Annotated in this window: 17 protein-coding genes; 7 read left to right on the top strand and 10 right to left on the bottom strand. The window is 73.0% G+C overall.

Annotated features, from left to right (window positions below; genetic code table 11):
- Nucleotides 1-107 precede the first annotated feature (107 nt).
- Nucleotides 108-1,121: a YlbL family protein gene (locus tag AC0AIB_RS13595; protein WP_328343202.1), complete on the bottom strand. Its 1,014-nt coding sequence runs from the start codon at nucleotides 1,119-1,121 to the stop codon at nucleotides 108-110.
- A gap of 182 nt (nucleotides 1,122-1,303) precedes the next feature.
- Here AC0AIB_RS13595 and AC0AIB_RS13590 point away from each other — a divergent pair, with 182 nt between their 5' ends.
- Nucleotides 1,304-2,533, top strand: a complete 1,230-nt coding sequence (locus AC0AIB_RS13590) for a zinc-dependent metalloprotease (protein WP_328349050.1) — start codon at nucleotides 1,304-1,306, stop codon at nucleotides 2,531-2,533.
- A 119-nt stretch (nucleotides 2,534-2,652) separates the two neighbouring features.
- Here AC0AIB_RS13590 and AC0AIB_RS13585 read toward each other — a convergent pair whose 3' ends face one another.
- Nucleotides 2,653-3,258 (bottom strand): hypothetical protein, encoded by a 606-nt coding sequence (locus AC0AIB_RS13585; RefSeq protein WP_328343201.1) that lies wholly within the window; start codon nucleotides 3,256-3,258, stop codon nucleotides 2,653-2,655.
- A gap of 158 nt (nucleotides 3,259-3,416) precedes the next feature.
- A complete protein-coding gene (locus AC0AIB_RS13580; protein WP_328343200.1) occupies nucleotides 3,417-3,947 on the bottom strand; it encodes a M48 metallopeptidase family protein in 531 nt (176 codons plus the stop codon).
- A gap of 511 nt (nucleotides 3,948-4,458) precedes the next feature.
- On the opposite strand from AC0AIB_RS13580, the gene AC0AIB_RS13575 reads away from it, so the two are divergent.
- From AC0AIB_RS13575 to AC0AIB_RS13565, 3 genes are all read left to right on the top strand, one after another.
- Nucleotides 4,459-4,626 (top strand): DUF5679 domain-containing protein, encoded by a 168-nt coding sequence (locus AC0AIB_RS13575; RefSeq protein WP_007464795.1) that lies wholly within the window; start codon nucleotides 4,459-4,461, stop codon nucleotides 4,624-4,626.
- Nucleotides 4,627-5,030: 404 nt separating this feature from the next.
- The gene (locus tag AC0AIB_RS13570) at nucleotides 5,031-6,074 is read left to right on the top strand and encodes a TOMM precursor leader peptide-binding protein (RefSeq protein WP_328349048.1); all 1,044 of its coding nucleotides are present in this window, start codon (nucleotides 5,031-5,033) and stop codon (nucleotides 6,072-6,074) included.
- A gap of 119 nt (nucleotides 6,075-6,193) precedes the next feature.
- The gene (locus AC0AIB_RS13565) at nucleotides 6,194-7,525 is read left to right on the top strand and encodes an ABC1 kinase family protein (RefSeq protein ID WP_328343198.1); all 1,332 of its coding nucleotides are present in this window, start codon (nucleotides 6,194-6,196) and stop codon (nucleotides 7,523-7,525) included.
- A 302-nt stretch (nucleotides 7,526-7,827) separates the two neighbouring features.
- Here AC0AIB_RS13565 and AC0AIB_RS13560 read toward each other — a convergent pair whose 3' ends face one another.
- The 3 genes from AC0AIB_RS13560 to AC0AIB_RS13550 form a co-directional block, all read right to left on the bottom strand.
- The gene (locus AC0AIB_RS13560; RefSeq protein ID WP_282267977.1) at nucleotides 7,828-8,193 is read right to left on the bottom strand and encodes a WhiB family transcriptional regulator; all 366 of its coding nucleotides are present in this window, start codon (nucleotides 8,191-8,193) and stop codon (nucleotides 7,828-7,830) included.
- 130 nt (nucleotides 8,194-8,323) lie between these two features.
- Nucleotides 8,324-8,581 carry a hypothetical protein gene (locus tag AC0AIB_RS13555; RefSeq protein ID WP_328343194.1) on the bottom strand — a complete coding sequence of 86 codons (258 nt, stop codon included), beginning with the start codon at nucleotides 8,579-8,581 and terminating at the stop codon, nucleotides 8,324-8,326.
- 121 nt (nucleotides 8,582-8,702) lie between these two features.
- Nucleotides 8,703-10,880, bottom strand: a complete 2,178-nt coding sequence (locus AC0AIB_RS13550; RefSeq protein ID WP_465096773.1) for an ATP-dependent DNA helicase UvrD2 — start codon at nucleotides 10,878-10,880, stop codon at nucleotides 8,703-8,705.
- A gap of 88 nt (nucleotides 10,881-10,968) precedes the next feature.
- On the opposite strand from AC0AIB_RS13550, the gene AC0AIB_RS13545 reads away from it, so the two are divergent.
- Nucleotides 10,969-11,211, top strand: coding sequence for a mycoredoxin (locus AC0AIB_RS13545; protein WP_328343192.1), 243 nt, complete (start codon nucleotides 10,969-10,971; stop codon nucleotides 11,209-11,211).
- A gap of 69 nt (nucleotides 11,212-11,280) precedes the next feature.
- Here the strand turns inward: AC0AIB_RS13545 and AC0AIB_RS13540 are convergent, their stop codons facing one another.
- Nucleotides 11,281-12,609, bottom strand: a complete 1,329-nt coding sequence (locus AC0AIB_RS13540) for an MFS transporter (protein WP_465096772.1) — start codon at nucleotides 12,607-12,609, stop codon at nucleotides 11,281-11,283.
- A gap of 233 nt (nucleotides 12,610-12,842) precedes the next feature.
- Between AC0AIB_RS13540 and AC0AIB_RS13535 the strand changes: the two genes are divergently transcribed.
- Together AC0AIB_RS13535 and AC0AIB_RS13530 are read left to right on the top strand one after the other, a co-directional pair.
- On the top strand, nucleotides 12,843-13,820 hold the full coding sequence (locus tag AC0AIB_RS13535) for a helix-turn-helix domain-containing protein (protein ID WP_328343188.1): 978 nt from the start codon (nucleotides 12,843-12,845) through the stop codon (nucleotides 13,818-13,820).
- A gap of 75 nt (nucleotides 13,821-13,895) precedes the next feature.
- Nucleotides 13,896-14,117 carry a DUF397 domain-containing protein gene (locus tag AC0AIB_RS13530; RefSeq protein ID WP_328343186.1) on the top strand — a complete coding sequence of 74 codons (222 nt, stop codon included), beginning with the start codon at nucleotides 13,896-13,898 and terminating at the stop codon, nucleotides 14,115-14,117.
- A 103-nt stretch (nucleotides 14,118-14,220) separates the two neighbouring features.
- Here AC0AIB_RS13530 and nudC read toward each other — a convergent pair whose 3' ends face one another.
- Genes nudC through AC0AIB_RS13515 form a run of 3 tightly spaced genes read right to left on the bottom strand, consistent with a single transcriptional unit; the run spans nucleotide 14,221 to nucleotide 17,800 of the window.
- The gene (gene nudC / locus AC0AIB_RS13525; protein ID WP_328343184.1) at nucleotides 14,221-15,168 is read right to left on the bottom strand and encodes an NAD(+) diphosphatase; all 948 of its coding nucleotides are present in this window, start codon (nucleotides 15,166-15,168) and stop codon (nucleotides 14,221-14,223) included.
- The gene (locus AC0AIB_RS13520) at nucleotides 15,165-16,490 is read right to left on the bottom strand and encodes a M16 family metallopeptidase (RefSeq protein WP_465096771.1); all 1,326 of its coding nucleotides are present in this window, start codon (nucleotides 16,488-16,490) and stop codon (nucleotides 15,165-15,167) included. The genes nudC and AC0AIB_RS13520 overlap by 4 nt, the downstream gene beginning before the upstream one ends.
- Nucleotides 16,487-17,800, bottom strand: a complete 1,314-nt coding sequence (locus AC0AIB_RS13515; protein ID WP_465096770.1) for a M16 family metallopeptidase — start codon at nucleotides 17,798-17,800, stop codon at nucleotides 16,487-16,489. Before AC0AIB_RS13515 ends, AC0AIB_RS13520 begins: the two co-directional genes overlap by 4 nt.
- Between the last annotated feature and the right edge of the window lie 52 nt (nucleotides 17,801-17,852).

Genomic DNA, 17,852 nt, shown 5'->3' with positions numbered 1-17,852 from the left:
TGGCTCCGCACGCTCGATCTGATCGGCTCCGGACAGGCACCCAGAGTACGGGGTGTTCCTGAACGCCTCGGGTCAGGTCGCGCCGGGTCGGTCCGGTGGCACCGGCCTCAGCAGCGGGTCGGCTCTCCACCGGCGCGCAACGTGTCCAGCGCGGTCAATGCGTCGTCCAGCGAGCCGACCCTGAGCATGGGCAGACCGGGCTGCGGGTTGCGGACCGCCTCGGCGCAGTTGTCGGCGGGGACCAGGAACACCTTGGCACCTGCCTTCTTCGCGCCGACCAGCTTCTGCGCGATGCCGCCGATCGGGCCGACCCGGCCCTCGTCGTCGATGGTGCCGGTGCCGGCGATGACCTTCCCACCGGTGAGATCCTCCGGCTTGAGCTTGTCGATGATGCCGAGGGCGAACATCAGCCCGGCGCTCGGGCCGCCGATGTCGTTCAGGTCGATCTTCAGGCTGAACGGGTGCGGCTGCCGCTGGTCGGGGACCACCCCGATGCGCGGCCGGCCGTCGGCCTCCCGGCTGGTCACGGTGGCGCTGCCGGCGGTGCCGTCGCGGACGTACCCGATGGTCAGCCGGGTGCCGGCGGGCTTGCCCCGGACCAGCTCGACCAGCCGGGTCGCGGAGGTGACCTTGGCCCCGTCGACGGTGACGATCACGTCACCGGCCTTCAGCACACCGGCCGCCGAACCGTCCGCGGCCACCTCCTTCGCCACCACCTCGACCGGGTAGCCGAGCTTGACCAGCGCGGCGGTCTCGGCGCTGCTCTGCGAGTTCTGGAAGTCCTCGGCGTTGCGCTTCTCGACCTCCTCCTGCGACTCGCCCGGCGGGTAGACCAGTTCCCGGGGCACCACCGCCTCGTCCTTCGACAGCCAACCGGCGATCGCGGCGCGCAGCTTCACCGTCGGCTGCACGCCGACAGTGGTCATCCGGAGCTGACCGGCGGAGGTGGACGTCTCCCGGCCGCTGACCTGGATGACCTCCTTGCCCGCGGAGGTGCCGAGCGTGTTCACCGTCGGCCCGGGGCCGAGCACCACGTACGGGATGGGTGCGCCGAGCACGCCGATGCTCAGCAGGGTGGTGAGCAGGGCACCGAGGAGGACGGTCACGCCACGACGTCGCATGCGGCAGAGCGTACCGACAGGTGGCGGCGACTCCGGCGCGCTGCGGCGGACTTCGCCCTCAGCGCAACGCCAGTGGCGGCTACCAGGGGCGCGGCGCGCGTACCGTAGACGTCGTGCCTGATATTCCGTTCGGTTTCGCGCTCCCGGGTGGGCAACCACCAGACCCCAACGATCCCGCGCAGATGCAGCAGTTCATGTCGCAGTTGCAGCACCTGCTCTCCGCGCCGGGCAGCGGGCCGGTCAACTGGGACCTGGCCCGTCAGGTGGCCGCCAGCCAGCTCGCGGCCACGGGTGATCCGATGGCCTCCCCCTACGAGCGGCACGCGGTGGAGGAGGCGCTGCGCCTGGCCGATCTGTGGCTGGAGCCGGCGTCGGCCTGGCCGACCGGCATCCGCACCTCCGTGGCGTGGAACCGCAACGAGTGGATCTACAAGACGCTCGACGTCTGGCGCAAGCTCTGCGACCCGGTGGCCAGCCGGATGGTCGGCGCGATGGGCGACCTGGTCCCGCCGGAGGCCCGTGCCCAGCTCGGCCCGATGCAGTCGATGGTCGCCACCCTGGGCGGGGCGCTCTTCGGCGGCCAGCTCGGCCAGGCCCTCGGCCAGCTCGCCGCAGAGGTGCTCTCCGCCGGCGACATCGGCCTGCCGCTCGGCCCGGCCGGCACCGCCGCACTGATCCCGGCCAACATCCGGGTGTACGGCGAGGGCCTGGAGCTGCCCGAGGACGAGGTACGCCTCTACGTCGCCCTACGCGAGGCCGCCCACCAGCGGCTCTTCGAGCACGTCCCGTGGCTGCGCGGGCACGTGCTGACCGCTGTGGAGAACTACGCGTCAGGCATCCGGGTCAACCGGGAGGCGATCGAGGAGGCGATGGGCCGGGTCGACCCGACCGACCCGGAGTCGATGCAGGCGATCGCCCTGGAGGGGATCTTCACCCCGGAGGACACCCCGGCGCAGAAGGCGTCCCTGGCCCGGCTGGAGACGGTGCTCGCGCTGGTCGAGGGCTGGGTCTGCCACGTGGTCGACAGTGCCGCCGCCGACCGGCTGCCCAACGTGGTCCGCCTCGGTGAGGCGTTCCGTCGTCGCCGGGCGGCCGGCGGGCCGGCCGAACAGACCTTCGCCGCCCTGGTCGGCCTGGAGCTGCGTCCGCGCCGGCTGCGGGAGGCCTCGGCGCTGTGGGCGGCGTTGACCGAGCACCGGGGCATCGCCGGCCGGGACGCGGTCTGGGGCCACCCCGACCTGCTCCCCTCCGACGCGGACTTCGCCGACCCGGTGGCGTTCGCGACCACCTCGGCGGATCTCGACGACGAGCTGGCCAACTTCGACTTCACCGCCCCCGGCGGCCCCGAGGAGCAGGCCCCGGGCAGCCGCCCCCGTCCCGACGACCCCGACGGCGACCCCGACCGCCCCTGACCGCCCCGATGCCCTGACCGGCTCCCCGCCCTGACCGGTCCCTACCTGCCGCGACGCCGGCCGGACCCACCCGACTCCCGGCCGGTCAGGCGCGGTGGCCGGTCAGGCGCGGTGGCCGGTCAGGCGCGGTGGCCGGAGAGCAGGGCACGGGTGGCCTCCCAGCCCTCGACCGCCGGGTCCAGGGCGGCCAGGTCGGCCGGGCCGCGCAGCCGGTGCCAGCCGGGGGTGACCGCCACGTCGGCCGGGGCGGGCGCCGCGCGACGCAGGTCCGCCGGCCCGGCGACGTCCAGGTCCAGCACCGGCAGCCAATCGGGTACGGGTAACCGCGACGCCACGCCGAGCAGCCCGGCAGCGCCACCACCCTCGACCGGGGCGACGGCGACGGATCGACTGGTCAGTGGCCGGAGCAGCTTGCCGAGGGTGAGCCCCGGCAGGTCCGGGGCATCGGCGGCGACCACGGCAGCCTGGTCGTACCCGGCGAGGGCGGCCAGCGCCGCGGTGACGGTCGGCTCGGGCACCTCGTACACGACGGTGTCGGGCCAGCGCACCGCGTCGGCGAGCCAGCGGTCGGCCGGGGTCACGGCGACAGCGGTCTCCACCTCGGCGAGGGTGGCGAGCAGGTCCACCACGTCCTCGGCCAGCGCGGTGCGCCAGTCCACCAGGCCGATCCCGGGCGGCGACCAGGCCACCGGGCCGAGTAACGCCACCACCACCCGTCGGACCATTCCCCGACCCTAGCGGGCACGCCTCCCCGTCCTCCAGCGGGCACGCCTCCGATCGCTGGAGGACGGGGCGGCGGCGAAGCAGGGGCAGCAGAGGCCGGGGCAGCGGAGGCGACGTGGGGTCAGCCGGGGACCGGGGCAGCAGCGGCGGCGATGCGGAGTCAGCCGGGGACCGGGACGGCGGAGGCGGCGGCCACCCCCTCCAGGTAGCCCCGGGCCCGCTCGGTCTTCGCGTACCGGCCGACGAGGGCCCAGAAGCGGGCGTTGTGGCTCGGCACGATGAGGTGCGCCAACTCGTGCAGCAGCACGTAGTCGAGCACCCAGTCGGGCATGTCCTGGAGCCGGTGCGAGATCCGGATGGTCCGGTCGGCGGGGGTGCAGGACCCCCATCTGCCGTTCTGGTTGGTGACCCACCGGACGCTGGCCGGCAGGGCGTCGCCGCCCTGGTCGGAGAGGTACATGCTGATCAGCCGGAGCGCCCGGTCGAGCAGTTCGGTGTCGTTGCGGGTCAACCGGTCCTCCCGGGCGGCGAGCCGGGCGAGCATCCGGTCGACCCACTCGCTCTCCTCGGCTCGGGAGAACTGGTCGGGGATGAGGACCACGACCCGCTCGCCGTCCCGGTAGGCGGACACCGTGCGTCGCCGGCGCTGACTGCGCCGTACCTCGACGACTGGCTTCCGCGCCGCCGCCATCAGTGGGCCGCGCAGCCGTGGTTTCCTGCCACGAAGGAAAGCTAATGCGTACTGACCAGGGGTCCGCAAGGGTCAACACCCCGACGCGCGCCCGGAAAATGATGATTGGTGGTAAGGAGTCCGAAAAAAACTGGTGATCACCTTGGGGTTCGGCCCTCGTCACCCTTCGTGGCCGGCTCCACGGCGTCCGCCCGCAACGATCTCCACGGTGGGTGAGCGACCCGGGCGGCGTCCCCACACCCCCTCCGGGGGACCCGAGCGGGGTTCCACACGGCGTGTCCCCGGCAAACTCACTTATCCCACCTAATTCGGGATGCACACTCTCGACGTCGACTTGCTCACAGTGTCGATGCACAGCTGACATGGAACTGCCCAGAGCTGGGTAGGGTCCGCCAACCGGTGGTCACGTGGGTGACCGCCGGAGAAGGACCCGGCGTCGGCGCCCCGCGTGGCCCGCCGCCGGGAGCACCGTCGGGCCGACGTGCCCGCCGGACGAGACGAGGAGGCTACCGTGGCCGACCAGGCCCAGACCTACAACGGTTACTGCGTCAAGTGCAAGGAGAAGCGGGACTTCGAGGGGCACGTCGAGGTCTCGAAGACCGGGATGAACATGGCCAAGGGCAAGTGTCCGGTGTGCGGCACAACAGTGAACCGCATCCTGGGCAAGGCCAAGGTCTGACCCGTCCGGGTGCGACGCGGGAGGGGCGGCCGACGAGGCCGCCCCTCCCGCACGTCCGGGTCCGGGAGGCCGAGCCGACGCGAAGGTGGGGCCGCTTCTCGGGTACGCCTGCCGGCGGGCCCGAGGGACGGGCTGTCAGCTAGGCGACATCACTGCCCGTGAACTGTGGATAACTCGTCGATTCCTGTGGACAACGCTGGATCTGGCGCTGCACACCTGTGGACAACGAGCGACTCACCGCAGGGATTCGATCACGATTCGTCATCATGACTCAGTCCCGCACCATGCCGTCCCGCGCCGCACCGTCCCACACAGAGCCCTCCCACACAGAGTCCTCCCCTGTTGGGCCCTCCGGCACGTCCTCCCCTGTTGAGCCCTCCGGCACGGAACCCTCCCGTACCGCGCTGCTCCGCCCCGCCCTGTTACCGGGCCTCACCCGGCTCTGGCGGGACCGGCACACCCTGCAACTGGGGCTGGCTCCGGGCCGGGCCGTACTGCTGGAGGTGACCGACTCACGCCTCCCCCGGCTACTCGACCTGCTCGACGGCACCCGCAGCGAGCGCGGCATCCTGGTGGACGCGGCGAACTTCCAGGTCGACCCCGGTCAGGTACGCGGACTGATCGACACGCTGCACGCCGCCGGGCTCGTCGTACCGGCGCACACCCTGCTTCCCCGCGACCTCACCGGCCCGGACCGGACCCGGCTCGCCGCGGAGGCCGGGGCGCTCGCCCTGGCCACGCCCACCCTGGCCGGCACCCCGGCCCAGGTGCTGCGCCGCAGACGCGTCGCCCGGGTGGTGGTGGCCGGAGCGGGCCGGCTCGGCGCACCCGTCGCCGTGGCTCTGGCCCAGGCCGGCGTGGGTCACGTGTCGGCCGAGCTGACCGGCCCGGTGCACCCGGGCGACCTGGTCGGGACCGGACTGGTCGCGACCGACGTCGGCCAGCCGCTGGCAGGCGCGGTCCGGACCGTCATCGAACGCGTCGCCCCGGGCACCCGGACCGGGCCAGCCGGCCGACGCCGGGTCGAACTGGTGGTGCAACTCGGCACGGACCGGCCGGCGGACCTGCTCGCCACCGGGTACGCCCGGCGTCGCCAACCGCACCTGCTGCTCACCCTCCGGGAGGGGGTGCCGGTGGTCGGTCCGCTGGTCCGGCCCCCGGCGGGACCCTGCCTGCACTGCCTGGACCTGCACCGCACCGAGCGCGACCCGGATTGGCCCGCGTTGGCCGCCCAACTCGCCACCGGCCCGGCTGACCAGTCCTGCGGCACTGCCACCCTGCTCGCTGCGGTCGGCTACGCGGTCGCCGAGGCGCTGGCCCAGGTCGACGGGGGCACGCCGGAGACGGTGGGCTGTGCGGTGGAGGTCGGGTCGGCCGGCCGGTTCCGCCGTCGGGTCTGGGCCCCGCACCCCGGTTGCTCCTGCTCCGGCGCCGGCCGTCGATGGTGACCACGCCCGGCCCCACCGGGAATACGAAGGGAGCCCGGAAGGGACGCGGAAGGGGTATGCAGGCACCCGGCCCGGCTTCGGAGCAGCACCGGGGCCACGAAGTCGGTAACAATGGCCAAGTGACCGACATCCCGCGCCGCGCCGTGTCCCGGACCGCCAAGCTCGCCGCTCTGCCGCTCGGCTTCGCCGGTCGGACCGTCCTCGGGATGGGTAAGCGCGTCACCGGCATCGCCTCCGACGTCATCTCCGCCGAGATCCAGCAACGCACCGCCGAGCAGCTCTTCAGCGTCCTCGGGCAGCTCAAGGGCGGGGCGATGAAGTTCGGCCAGGCCCTGTCGGTGTTCGAGGCGGCGCTACCGGACGAGATCGCCGCGCCCTACCGGCAGGCCCTGACGAAGCTCCAGGAGGCCGCCCCGCCGCTGCCGGTGGCGAGCGTGCACAAGGTGCTCACCGAGCAGCTCGGGCCGGACTGGCGGGACCGGTTCGTGGAGTTCGACGACACCCCGGCCGCGGCGGCCAGCATCGGCCAGGTGCACCGGGCGGTGTGGCGGGATCCGGAGACCGGGGTGTCCCGGGCCGCCGCCGTCAAGATCCAGTACCCGGGCGCGGGCGACGCGCTGCTCGCCGACCTCAAGCAGCTCTCCCGGCTCGGCGGGATGTTCCGGGTCATCCAACCCGGCCTGGACGTCAAGCCGCTCCTGGCCGAGCTGCGGGAACGGATCACCGAGGAGCTGGACTACGAACTGGAGGCCGAGTCGCAGCGCGCCTTCGCCGCCGCGTACGCCGACGACCCGGAGATCTTCATCCCGGCGGTGCTCTCCGCCTCGCCCCGGGTGCTGGTCACCGAGTGGATCGAGGGAACCCCACTGGCGGACATCATCCGGGAGGGCACCGAGGAGCAGCGCAACTCCGCCGGGCGGTTGATGGCGATCCTGCACCTGTCCGCCCCGCCCCGGGCCGGGCTGCTGCACGCCGACCCGCACCCGGGCAACTTCCGGCTGCTGCCGGACGGCCGGCTCGGTGTGATCGACTTCGGGGCGGTGGCCCGGATGCCCGAGGGCACCCCGGAACCGATCGGCCGACTGCTCGGGCTGTCGCTGCGCGGTGAGGCCGACGCGGTCGTCGCCGGGCTGCGCGAGGAGGGCTTCGTCAACCCGACCGAGCCGATCGACGCACCGGCGCTGCTGGACTACATCCGGCCCATGCTGGACCCGGTGGCGCAGGAGGAGTTCCGGTTCACCCGGGCCTGGCTGCGCGCCGAGGCGACCCGGCTGGCCAGCCCGAAGTCGCCCGCCTTCCAGCTCAGTCGGCAGCTCAACCTGCCGCCGTCGTACCTGCTCATCCACCGGGTGACGCTGGGCTCGATCGGGGTGCTCTGCCAGTTGGAGGCGAAGGCGCCCTACCGGGGCATCCTGGAACGGTGGCTGCCCGGTTTCGCCCCGGTGGCCTGACGACCCGACGAGGAGCGGGGGCGGTGACCGGATTCCGGTCACCGCCCCCGCCTGTCGGTGGTGCTCTAGAGAACGCCCAGTTCGCGAGCCGACTGGCTCCGGCTCTTCATCGCGACGGTACGGGCAGAACGGTGCGCCTCAGTGCTCGTGGTGGTACGACCGGCCTGAGGCCGGCGCATTCGAGCCCGGGACAACGCTTCGTGGAGTAGTTGCATCTCGGTTCCATTCGGCAGGTGCAGCATCGGGGTCAACTTTCTCGCGGCCGATGATCATCGGCGGGTGGGTGGAACGGATCGGGTAGGTCAGGCTGCCAGTCGGACCGCACTGCGCGAGGTGGCCACACCACTGGCCGCCAACCGCGCCTCGGCCTCGACCTGAAGGGCCGCGTCACGGGCGAGGTCCTCCTTACGCGGACGGCCCCGGGGCCGCTTACGCGGGACGACCGCGCCACGCTCGAAGATCTCGCCGCCCCAGACGCCCCAGGGCTCGGCCCGCTCGACCGCACCGGCCAGGCACTCGACGCGCAGCGGGCAGTCCCCGCAGAGCGACTTGGCGAGTTCCAGGTCGGTGGGCGAGTCGGAGAACCACAGGTCGGGGTCGAACTTCCGGCAGGGCAGGTTCGCCTCCAGCTCGACGCTCACGTCGAGGGGGGCCAACGCCAGACTCATCTCCCGGTCACCTCTCTCTCACTTCGATCTCGTGGATCGCATTTCCGACGTACTTCGACGGGCAAAAAACTGAGGCCGCGGATCCCGGTGAGCGGGTTCCGCGGCCTCGAGGTGAGCCGGTGGTCTGATATCAGACCGGTCTCCCTCGAGGTGGAACGCCGCGGACATCCATGTGCTTCTTGGCGACATCGATGCCCAGACCCGTGAAGCCACTGGTCCCCTCGGCTCCCGCAGTGGGCGCAACAGTCAGGTTCAGCTCGGCCTGAACCGAGACCTGGTGCACCTGCGGGATCGACGGTCGCGGAGCGGCAGCTGCCACCCGGAGGACCGCCGGCGGAGTGAAGGCAGCTGACATCACCGCCGAACGCTCGTAATTGAAGATCTCCACGGGTGCCACCTCCCTCACGTTCCTCGTACCGACTGGACCAGCCCCGTGAGCAGCCGAAATGGCGCTGCTCCCGAGGTGCGTTCTGAGGCTATTCCTCGCGCCGGGGCGAGGGCAAACGAATTTACGACGAGATTTCGAAAGTTTTCTCCGGACCGATGTCGTCCACCGCGGCGCCGTCCACCAACGCCAGCACCGCCTCGCCGTAGAGGCCGAGTTTGCGGGGGCCGATGCCGGCGATGGCGATCAGCTCCTCCACCCGACCCGGCCGCCGTTCGGCGAGCGCGACGAGGGTGGCGTCGGTGAAGACCACGTACGCCGGGATCCGCTGCGCCCCGGCCACCCGGGCACGCCAGTCGCAGAGCCGCTCGTACAGGTTCTCGTCGATGTCGGACGGACAGGTCGGGCAGCGGCCCAGCTTGCGGTCCGCGCCGGCGAGCAGGGTCGCACCGCAGATCCGGCAGGAGACCACCTGGGGCCGCCGACGCTCCACCGCCCGCTTCGTCCCGCCCGTCCCACCCGCCCGGCCCGTGCCGGCCCGTTCACCACCGCCGGTCCGGTCCAGCTGGGGCAGGAAGCGCGACGGGCGGCGGGCCCGCCCACCCGGCGAGCGGGCCGAGGCGTACGACAGCCAGAGCCACTGCCGGGCCCGGGTGATCCCGACGTAGAGCAGCCGCCGCTCCTCCTCGACCTGCTCCGGGGTACGGGCGTACGAGGTGGGCAGGGTGCCCTCGGCGAGCCCGACCAGGAAGACCGCGTCCCACTCCAGGCCCTTGGCCGAGTGCAGCGACGCCAGGGTCACCCCGTCCACGGTCGGCACGTGCTGCTGGGCGGCCCGCCGGGCCAGCTCGTCGTTGAAGTCCGCCAGGGTGGCCGGGCGCTCCACCGCCGCCGCCTCGCCGATCGGCAGCACCTCGGGGGTGGCCGCGTACTCGTCGGCGAGTTGGACGAGCGCGGCGAGCGCCTCCCAGCGCTCCCGGGCGGCGCCGCCGGGCGGGGCCGCGTCGGGCGCCCAGCCGATGGCGGTCAGCGCCTCCCGGACCGCGATCGGCAGCGGGGTCTCGCCCGGGATCGAGCGGGTCGCGGCCCGCAGCGCCACCATCGCCTGACGTACCTCGGTCCGCTCGAAGAACCGCTCCGCCCCCTGGACCACGTACGGCACGCCGACCTCGGTCAGCGCCTTCTCGTACGCCTCGGACTGGGCGTTGGTGCGGAACAGCACGGCGATCTCCTTCGCCGGGGTGCCCGCGTCGACGAGCGTCCGGCAGCGGGCCGCCACCGCGTTGGCCTCGGCCGGCTCGTCGGTGAAGATCCGCAGCTCCGGTTCGGGGCCGGGTGGGCGCTGGCCGTGCAGCTCCAGCCGCAGCCGCGCCTCGGTGCCCCGGGCCTGGCTGATCACCGCGTTGGCCAGCCCGACCACCTGCGGGGTGGACCGGTAGTCGCGGACCAGCCGGACCACCGTGGCCTCCCGGTGCCGACGCGGGAAGTCGACCAGGTAGGCCGAGGTGGCCCCGGTGAACGAGTAGATCGTCTGGCTGGCGTCACCGACCACCGTCACGTCGTCCCGGCCGCCCAGCCAGGCGTCGAGCAGCCGCTGCTGGAGCGGGTTGACGTCCTGGTACTCGTCGACGACGAAGTGCCGGTACTGGCCGCGTACCTGCTCGGCCACGTCCCGGTGTTCCTCGATGCCCCAGACCGCGGCCCGCAGCATGTCCTCGAAGTCGATCACCCCGGAGGACCGTTTCAGCCGTTCGTACGCGGTGAAGACCTCGGCCACCCGCGCCGGCTCGTGCGGCGTCTCGCGCAGCGCCTTCGCCGCGGCGACCACGTACTCGCCCGGCTCGACGAGCGACGACTTGGCCCACTCGATCTCGCCGGCCAGGTCCCGGGCGGCGGCCCGGTCGGCCCGCAGGCCGACCTTGGCGGCGGCCAGGGTGACCACCCGGACCTTGCTGTCCAGCAGCTCCGGCATGGCCCGCCCGGACAGCAGCCGGGGGGCGAAGTAGCGCACCTGACGCAGCGCCGCCGCGTGGAACGTCCGCGCCTGCACCCCCGGCACCCCGATCAGGGCGAGTCGGTTCCGCATCTCTGCGGCGGCCCGCGCGGTGAAGGTGACCGCGAGCACGTGCCGGCCGACGATCTCGCCGGTCAGCACCCGGTGGGCGATCCGGGAGGTCACCGCCCGGGTCTTGCCGGTGCCGGCGCCGGCCAGGACGCAGACCGGGCCGGCCGGGGCGGTCACCGCCGACCGCTGTTCCGGATCCAGCCCGGCGAGCACCGTCTCCGCCGAGTGAACCACCACAGCGTGGAATCATTCCAGCTCCGGCTGATGTTGTACCGGTCAGCCCGACCTGACCGGGCCGGTGCGACGACCGCTGGAGGATTCGACGATGTTGACCATGTATTCCACCCCGTGGTGCGGCTACTGCCACCGGCTGAAGTCGCAGCTGGACCGGGAAGGCATCGGGTACGAGGTGGTCGACATCGAGCAGGACCCGAAGGCCGCGGACTTCGTGATGAGCGTCAACGGCGGCAACCAGACCGTGCCGACGCTGCGCTTCGCCGACGGCAGCGCGCTGACCAACCCGTCCATCACCCAGGTCAAGCAGCACCTGGCCACCCTTCCGGGCTGACCTCCCGGTACCCCGCCACCACGGAGCGGCCGGCCCCACCGGGCCGGCCGCTCCGCGTCGGCTCCGGGTTCACCGACCGGGCATCCGGTGGGCGGTGGGGTCGGGCAGCGGACGGCGGGGAACCGGGATGTGGGCGACGGGCGTGGGACCGGGCGGGGCCGGTGGCGCGGTCGGGATCGGGGTGGGCGGGGTGGGCGGGTTCGGCGGGGTGGGCGGGTTCGGCGGGGTGAGGCGGCGGCCCTGCCAGAGCCAGAGACCGGCGAGCGTGGTGACCACCCCGACGAGGGCGAAGAGCAGCCGGTAGTCGAACACGCCGACGAGCAGCGCCCCGGCCCCGATGGAGACCGCCTGCGGTCCGCTGACCAGCGCCTCGGAGGCGGCGGTGACCCGGCCGAGCAACCCGGGCGGGGTGCGCCGTTGGATCAGCGTGGTCAGCCCGACCACGGTCAACGGCAGGGAGAGTCCGGCGAGCAGCAGCGCCAGCACGCCGAGCCGCAGGTCCGGCCAGGCCAGGGCCAGCGCGGCCGGGCCGAAGAGGGCCACCCCGGTGGCGAGTGACCCCAGCTCACCCACCCTGCGGACGACCGTCGGCGAGATCAGGCCACCCACCAGCCCACCGACCCCCTGCACGGTGATCAGCACCCCGACGAAGGCGGCGTCACGGCGCAGCCCCTGGTCGACGTACGCGAAGATCAGCGACTCGGTGAAGCCCATCACGAGCGAGCCCAGCCCGTACCCGAGCAGGGCCCGGCGCAGGGCCGCCTCACGGGTCAGGTGACGCAGCCCGGCGCCCAGCTCCGCCGGCCAGCGCAGGGTGGCGGTGGCGGGCGGGTGCTCGGTCACCCGGAGCAGCCCCACCACGGCGGCGGCGACCACGAACCCGGTCATCGCCAGGCTGGTGAGCAGCCAACCGCCGACCGCCGCGTACAGGGCCGCCCCGGCCAGCGGACCGCCGAGGCGAAGGCCCTGCCGGACGGTCTGCAGCGCCCCGTTCGCGTCGGCCAGCAACGCGCCCGGCACGAGCTGGCGGAGCAGCCCGCTCAGGGTCGCGTGCAGCGTCAGGTAGGACAGTCCGTAGCAGGCGGCCACCAAATAGACGATCCAGACGTCGGCCCGGTCGCGGACCGCGAAGAGCGGGGTGAGCAGCACCGCCGTGCCGAGGTTGGCGGCCACGAAGAACGGCTGGCGGCGGTAACGGTCGACGACCCAGCCGACCAGCGGGGCCAGGGCCATCGGCGCGATGATCGCGAAGATGGTCGCACCGGCCAGCCCGTCGGAGCCGGTCAGGTCCTTGACCCAGATGGCGAGGGCGAGCGGCAGCATCGACTCTGCCGCCATGCTGGCCAGCAGCGCGACGAAGAGCAGACGGAAGTCGGGGCGGCGCAGGACGGCGCGCATGGGGGTTCCCTCCGGGGGATGGCGCCCGGGCGGACGCGTACGGGGAACCGCCGTCGGGTGGGGGCGGGGGCGTCCCCGGGGCCGGCGGGCAGGTTCCAGAGTCCTCTTTTTGTCGCAAGACACGCCCTCGCCGGGACCTCCGACGCCGGTCGCGCCGTCCATACTGACCGTGGGGGGCGAATTTCATACAGTTACCGTCGCGTCCCGCGACGGTCGACGGAATCGAGGACACCGTGCCTCCTGCCGTACCGAGTCCGATCCTGCGCAGGCGCAGGCTCGGCAGTGACCTGCGTCGCCTGCGCGAGGCGGCGGGACTCACCGGGGACCAGGTGATCGAGCGGATCGGCTGGGCGTCGGCCTCGAAGCTCTCCCGACTGGAGAACGGCCGCAGCCGGCCCGACCCGGAGGACGTCCGCGCCCTGCTCGACCTCTACGAGGCCGACACCGAGCTGCGGGAGGAGCTGCTCGTCATCACCGAGGAGGCCGGCGACATGCGCGCCTGGCGCAGGTCGTACCCGGTGATGACCCGGCAACAGCTGGGGTGGGCGGAGTTGGAGGCGGGCTGCGCCCAGATCCGCGAGTACAACCCGGTGCTGGTGCCGGGCCTGTTGCAGACCGAGGGGTACGCCCGGCTGCGGATCGTCTCGGCCAACGCCGCTGCCGCGGGAGCGGCCGACCCGTCCGTCCGGGACGACCCGGAGACCGAGGTCAAGGCACGGTTGGGTCGGCAGTCCCTGCTGGACCGGCCGGACGGTCCCGGCTACACGGCCGTGCTGGAGGAGGCGGCCCTGGGGCGGCGGGCCTGCCCGTCGGAGGTGCTGCGGGAACAGCTCGCCCACCTCTGTGAGCTGGCCATGTTGCCGAACGTGACGCTGCACCTGTTGCTGCGGGACACCCGGATCGGCGAGTTCTACCTGCCGCCGACTGCCTTTTCGCTCTACCGGTTCGCCGATCCGCAGGATCCGGAGACGCTGGCGATCGAAGGAGGCTTCATCGACGTCATGTCGACCGAGGCATCCACGGTAAATCACTATAAAGTGGCATTTGAGTGGCTTTGCTCGGCGGCGCTCTCCGCATCGGACACCCTCACCTGGCTCTTCGCGGCGTCGGGACGGCTGACCGACACGGCGGCCTCGTCCACGGCGGCCCCTGGTCCGACGGCAGCGCCGGTCCAACGCCGCCGCCGACCCGGGCGCCTGACGGATCGGTGATCCACACCGGCCCGTCGGGGCCGGGCGACCGCCGCTCGTTCCGTCGAGGCAGTTCCAGCAACCAGGAGCAGAACCATGAACGAGATCCAGGAGACCGTGCCCGCCGACGCGCGCTGGCACAAGAGCACCCGCAGCCAGACGTCCAACTGCGTGGAGGTCGCCCAGCTGCGCACCGCGACGGCCCAGGTGGCGCTGCGGGACAGCAAGGACCCGAGCGGCCCGATACTGCTGTTCCCGCGGGCCGGGTGGCTCGGGTTCATCGAGGGTACGAAGAACGGGCAGTTCGCACTGGACTGATCCGGTGACCGGGTGGGGCCGTCGGCGAGGCTGCCGGCGGCTCCACGTCGCCCGGGTCACGAGGCCGCAGCGCACTCCCTCCGGCCGTCGCGGTCGGGTGGGGTCAGCAGTGGCCGTCGAGCCAGCGGTGGATCAGGAAGAGGGCGATCGACGACGGCGGCGGCAGGATCACCCGGTCGCCGTCCCCGGCGTCCACCGCCCGGCCGGCCAGCACCGCGCCGATCTCGCGCCGGGTGAACCAGCGGGCGTACGCGATCTCGGTCGGGTCGACCCGCACCGGCTCCCCCGGGTCCGCCTCGGCCAGGTAGCCCAGCATCAACGAACCGGGGAACGGCCAGGCCTGGCTGCCCGCGTACGTGATCCGCTCGACCCCGACGCCTACCTCCTCGCGGACCTCGCGCAGCACGGCCGCCTCGGCCGACTCCCCCGGCTCGACGTAACCGGCGAGACAGGAGAAACGCCGCTGCCCCGGGGTACGCGGCCAGGTGGCGTTGTTGCCGAGCAGGCAACGACCGTCCGGGCCGTCCACCCCATCGTGCACCAGGACGATCATCGCCGGGTCGGTACGCGGCCAGGCCCGCCGGCCGTCCCCGTCCACCCGCGACCAGCCACCCTCGTCGACCTCGGTCCGGTGCCCGGTGCGGGGTGACCAGCCGTGCCCCAGGTGCCAGTTGACCAGGGCGAGCGCCGTGGTGAAGATCCCGGCGTCCCGATCGTCGAGCAGGTGGCCGATCTCCCGCAGGTTGGCCTCCCGGGTGCCCGGCAGCTCGGGCAGCGGGGCGTCCACCGCGAAGACCGGCACCCCGTCGGGCTCCACCCCCAGGAAGAGCGGGAACGCCTCCCCCAGCGGGCCGACCTCGACGGCGTCCCGCAGCACCAGCACCGGCGGATTCACCTCCGTGCGGATCAGCGCCCGCCCGTCCCGGGCCGAATCCAGCACCAGCACCCGGGCCCGCTGCCACGCCTGCGCCAACCACTGCGGATCGGTACGCCGGTGCGCCGCCCGGTCCAGCGTGGAACGGGCCAGCGGCGGCGCGGTCTCACCGCTCACGCCGACTCCGTACGGATCGGGGTGAGGGCGGCCAGCGGACCGGCGACCCGCTCGGCGTCACCGAGCACCACCACGACCGCCCGCGCCGGGGCGAGATACCGGGCCCCCGCCTCGGCGACGTCGTCGACGGTGGCCTTCGCCAGCCGGGCGGCGTGCTCGGCGAGGAAGTCCAACCGCAGCCCGTTGCCGGCGTACGCGCTTGTCAACGCGGCCAACCCGGCCTGGGTGGAGATGCCGAGCTGGAGGGTGCCCAGGGCGTACTGGCGGGCCTGCTCCAACTCGTCCGCACCGGGCGGCACCGAGGCCAGCCGACCCAGCTCGTACGTCGTCTCCAGCAGGGCCGGGCCGGTCACCTCGGTCGCCACGTCGGCACCGGCGACCAGCACCGATCCGGCGACGGAGTGCTCGACCGACGAGTGCGGGCCGTAGGTGTAACCCTTGTCCTCCCGGATGTTCTCCGTCCAGCGGGACGAGAAGTAGCCGCCGAAGATCAGGTTGGCCAGTTGCAGTGCGGCGTGGTCCGGGTGGGTGCGGGGCACCGCCGGCAGCGCGATCCGCAGCGACGACTGCACCGAGCCCGGCCGGTCCACCAGCAGCAGCTGCCCGGGTTCCAGCGGTGGCGCGGGCGGCAGGTCGACGCCCCGACTGTCCCCGGTCCAGCCGGCCAGCGCCTTCTCCGCGGCGTCCAGCGCGCGTTCCGGCTGCACGTCGCCGACCAGCACCAGCACCGCCTCGGCCGGGTGCACCCGCTCGGCGTGCAACCGGCGCAGCGCCGCCGGGCGGACCGCGCGGACCTGCTCCGGCTCCGGGGTCTGCACCGCGTACGGGTGCCGGCCGTAGATCCGCCGGAGCAGCGCGGTACGGGCCAGATGGGCGGGCTGACTCTGAGCCACCTGGATCCCGTCCACCAGCCGGTCCCGCTCGGTCTGCACCCAGTCGGCCGGGTAGCTGGCCCCGGTCAGCACGTCGGCCAGGATCTCCAGCATCCGGTCCAGCCCGGTGACCAGGCCCGCGCCGGAGACCATCAACCGGTCCGGGTCGGCCCCGGCGGAGAGCCCGCCACCGACCTTCTGCAGCTCAGCGGCGATCTGGGTGGCGGTGAGGGTGCCGGTGCCGGTGAGCATCGTCTCGGCGAGCATCGCGCGCCGGGCCAGGTGGGTCCGGCCGAACGGCATCCACAGCCGCAACTCGACCAGGGGGACGGCGGGCCGGCGTACCGCGATCACGGTGAGCCCGTTGCCGAGCCGCCGCTCGGCCTGCCGGGGCAGCTTGAGCCGCCGGGTCGGACCGAGCGCCGGCAACGCCCGGATGTTCGTACTCATTTGTTGGCACCTCCGGGGATGACCTCGATGGAGGCGCGGCGTTGCGGTCGCAGGGTGGCGGCGGCGGCCCGGACCTGTTCCTCGGTGACCTCGCCGACCAGCCGGGGCAGTTCGTTGAGCAGACCCGGCTCACCGCGCTGCTGCTCCAGCACCGCCATCCGCAACGCCCGGCCGAGCACCGCGTCGGTGTCCCGCAGCAGGTGGGTGGCCATCCGCGCCTGGGTGCGGGCCAGCTCGCCGTCGGTCAGCCCGTCGGTGGCCAGCCGGTCCAGCTCCTCGTCGACGGTGCGCAGCACCTTGTCCACGTCGCCGCCGGGCGGCAGGTGCGCCTGGAGCAGCAGTGCCGTGGGGTCGCGGACGTCGAACGGGTCGCCCATGAAGCCGAGGTAGCCGCCGAGGCCGGTGACACTGCGGTCCCGCTGGACCAGCCGCTCGACCAGCCGGGACGCCTCCCCGTCGGTGAGCACCTCGGCGAGGACCACGTAGGGGAGGTAGCCGGCGAAGTCGCCGACCGGGTCGGGCACCCGCCACGCCGAGGCCACCGCCGGCAACGGCGCCAACTGGTCGGTGTACGAGGTGCGCCGCTCGACGGTCAGGTCGGGCTCGGTGAAGTCGGGCCGCTGCGGGGCGGGCCGGGCCGGCACGTCACCGAAGTGCCGTTCGACCAGGGCGGTCGCCTCCGTGACGTCGACGTCCCCGCTGATGGCGAGCACGGCGTTGCCGCTGGCGTAGTAGCGGCGGAAGAAGTCGGCGGCGTCGGCGACGGTGGCGGACTCCAGGTCGTCGAAGGAGCCGTAACCGTCGTGCGCGTTGGGGAAGGTGTCGAACATGACAGGCGGCAGGGTCAGCCAGGGGAACCCGCCGTACGGCCGGTTGAGCACGTTGACCCGGATCTCCTCCTTGACCACGTCGACCTGGTTGCGCAGGTTCTCCTCGGTCAACCGGGGGCCGCGCATCCGGTCGGCCTCCAGGAACAGCGCCCGTTCCAGGGCGTTTGCGGGAAGCGTCTCGTAGTAGTCGGTGTAGTCCAGATGGGTGGAGCCGTTGAAGGTCCCACCGGCGCCCTGCACGTGCCGGAAGTGGGCCAGCTTCTCCAGGTTCTCCGAGCCCTGGAACATCAGGTGCTCGAAGAGGTGGGCGAAGCCGGTACGCCCCTGCGGCTCGGAGCGGATGCCGACGTCGTAGACGACCGCCACGCCGATCACCGGGGCGCTGCGGTCCGGGGTGAGGACCACCCGTAGGCCGTTGTCGAGGGTGAACCGCTCGACCGGGTATTTCGTCGCTGGAATTCTCGCTCTCCGGGTCGGCACGTGATCGACCCTAGCGTGTCGCCACCGGTGACACGGCCGTCCTCGGCCTGCG

Source organism: Micromonospora sp. DSM 43699 (assembly GCF_055517075.1).
This window is presented reverse-complemented; position numbering and strand designations above follow the sequence as displayed.

Coding starts and splice junctions, on each gene's coding strand:
- AC0AIB_RS13585 (WP_328343201.1), bottom strand. CDS start 3,258: ATGGTCCGACGGGTGGTGGTGGCGTTACTCGGCCCGGTGGCCTGGTCG.
- AC0AIB_RS13520 (WP_465096771.1), bottom strand. CDS start 16,490: ATGAGTACGAACATCCGGGCGTTGCCGGCGCTCGGTCCGACCCGGCGG.
- AC0AIB_RS13530 (WP_328343186.1), top strand. CDS start 13,896: ATGAACGAGATCCAGGAGACCGTGCCCGCCGACGCGCGCTGGCACAAG.
- AC0AIB_RS13540 (WP_465096772.1), bottom strand. CDS start 12,609: ATGCGCGCCGTCCTGCGCCGCCCCGACTTCCGTCTGCTCTTCGTCGCG.
- AC0AIB_RS13580 (WP_328343200.1), bottom strand. CDS start 3,947: ATGGCGGCGGCGCGGAAGCCAGTCGTCGAGGTACGGCGCAGTCAGCGC.
- AC0AIB_RS13590 (WP_328349050.1), top strand. CDS start 1,304: ATGCAGCAGTTCATGTCGCAGTTGCAGCACCTGCTCTCCGCGCCGGGC.
- AC0AIB_RS13560 (WP_282267977.1), bottom strand. CDS start 8,193: ATGAGTCTGGCGTTGGCCCCCCTCGACGTGAGCGTCGAGCTGGAGGCG.
- AC0AIB_RS13595 (WP_328343202.1), bottom strand. CDS start 1,121: ATGCGACGTCGTGGCGTGACCGTCCTCCTCGGTGCCCTGCTCACCACC.
- AC0AIB_RS13545 (WP_328343192.1), top strand. CDS start 10,969: ATGTTGACCATGTATTCCACCCCGTGGTGCGGCTACTGCCACCGGCTG.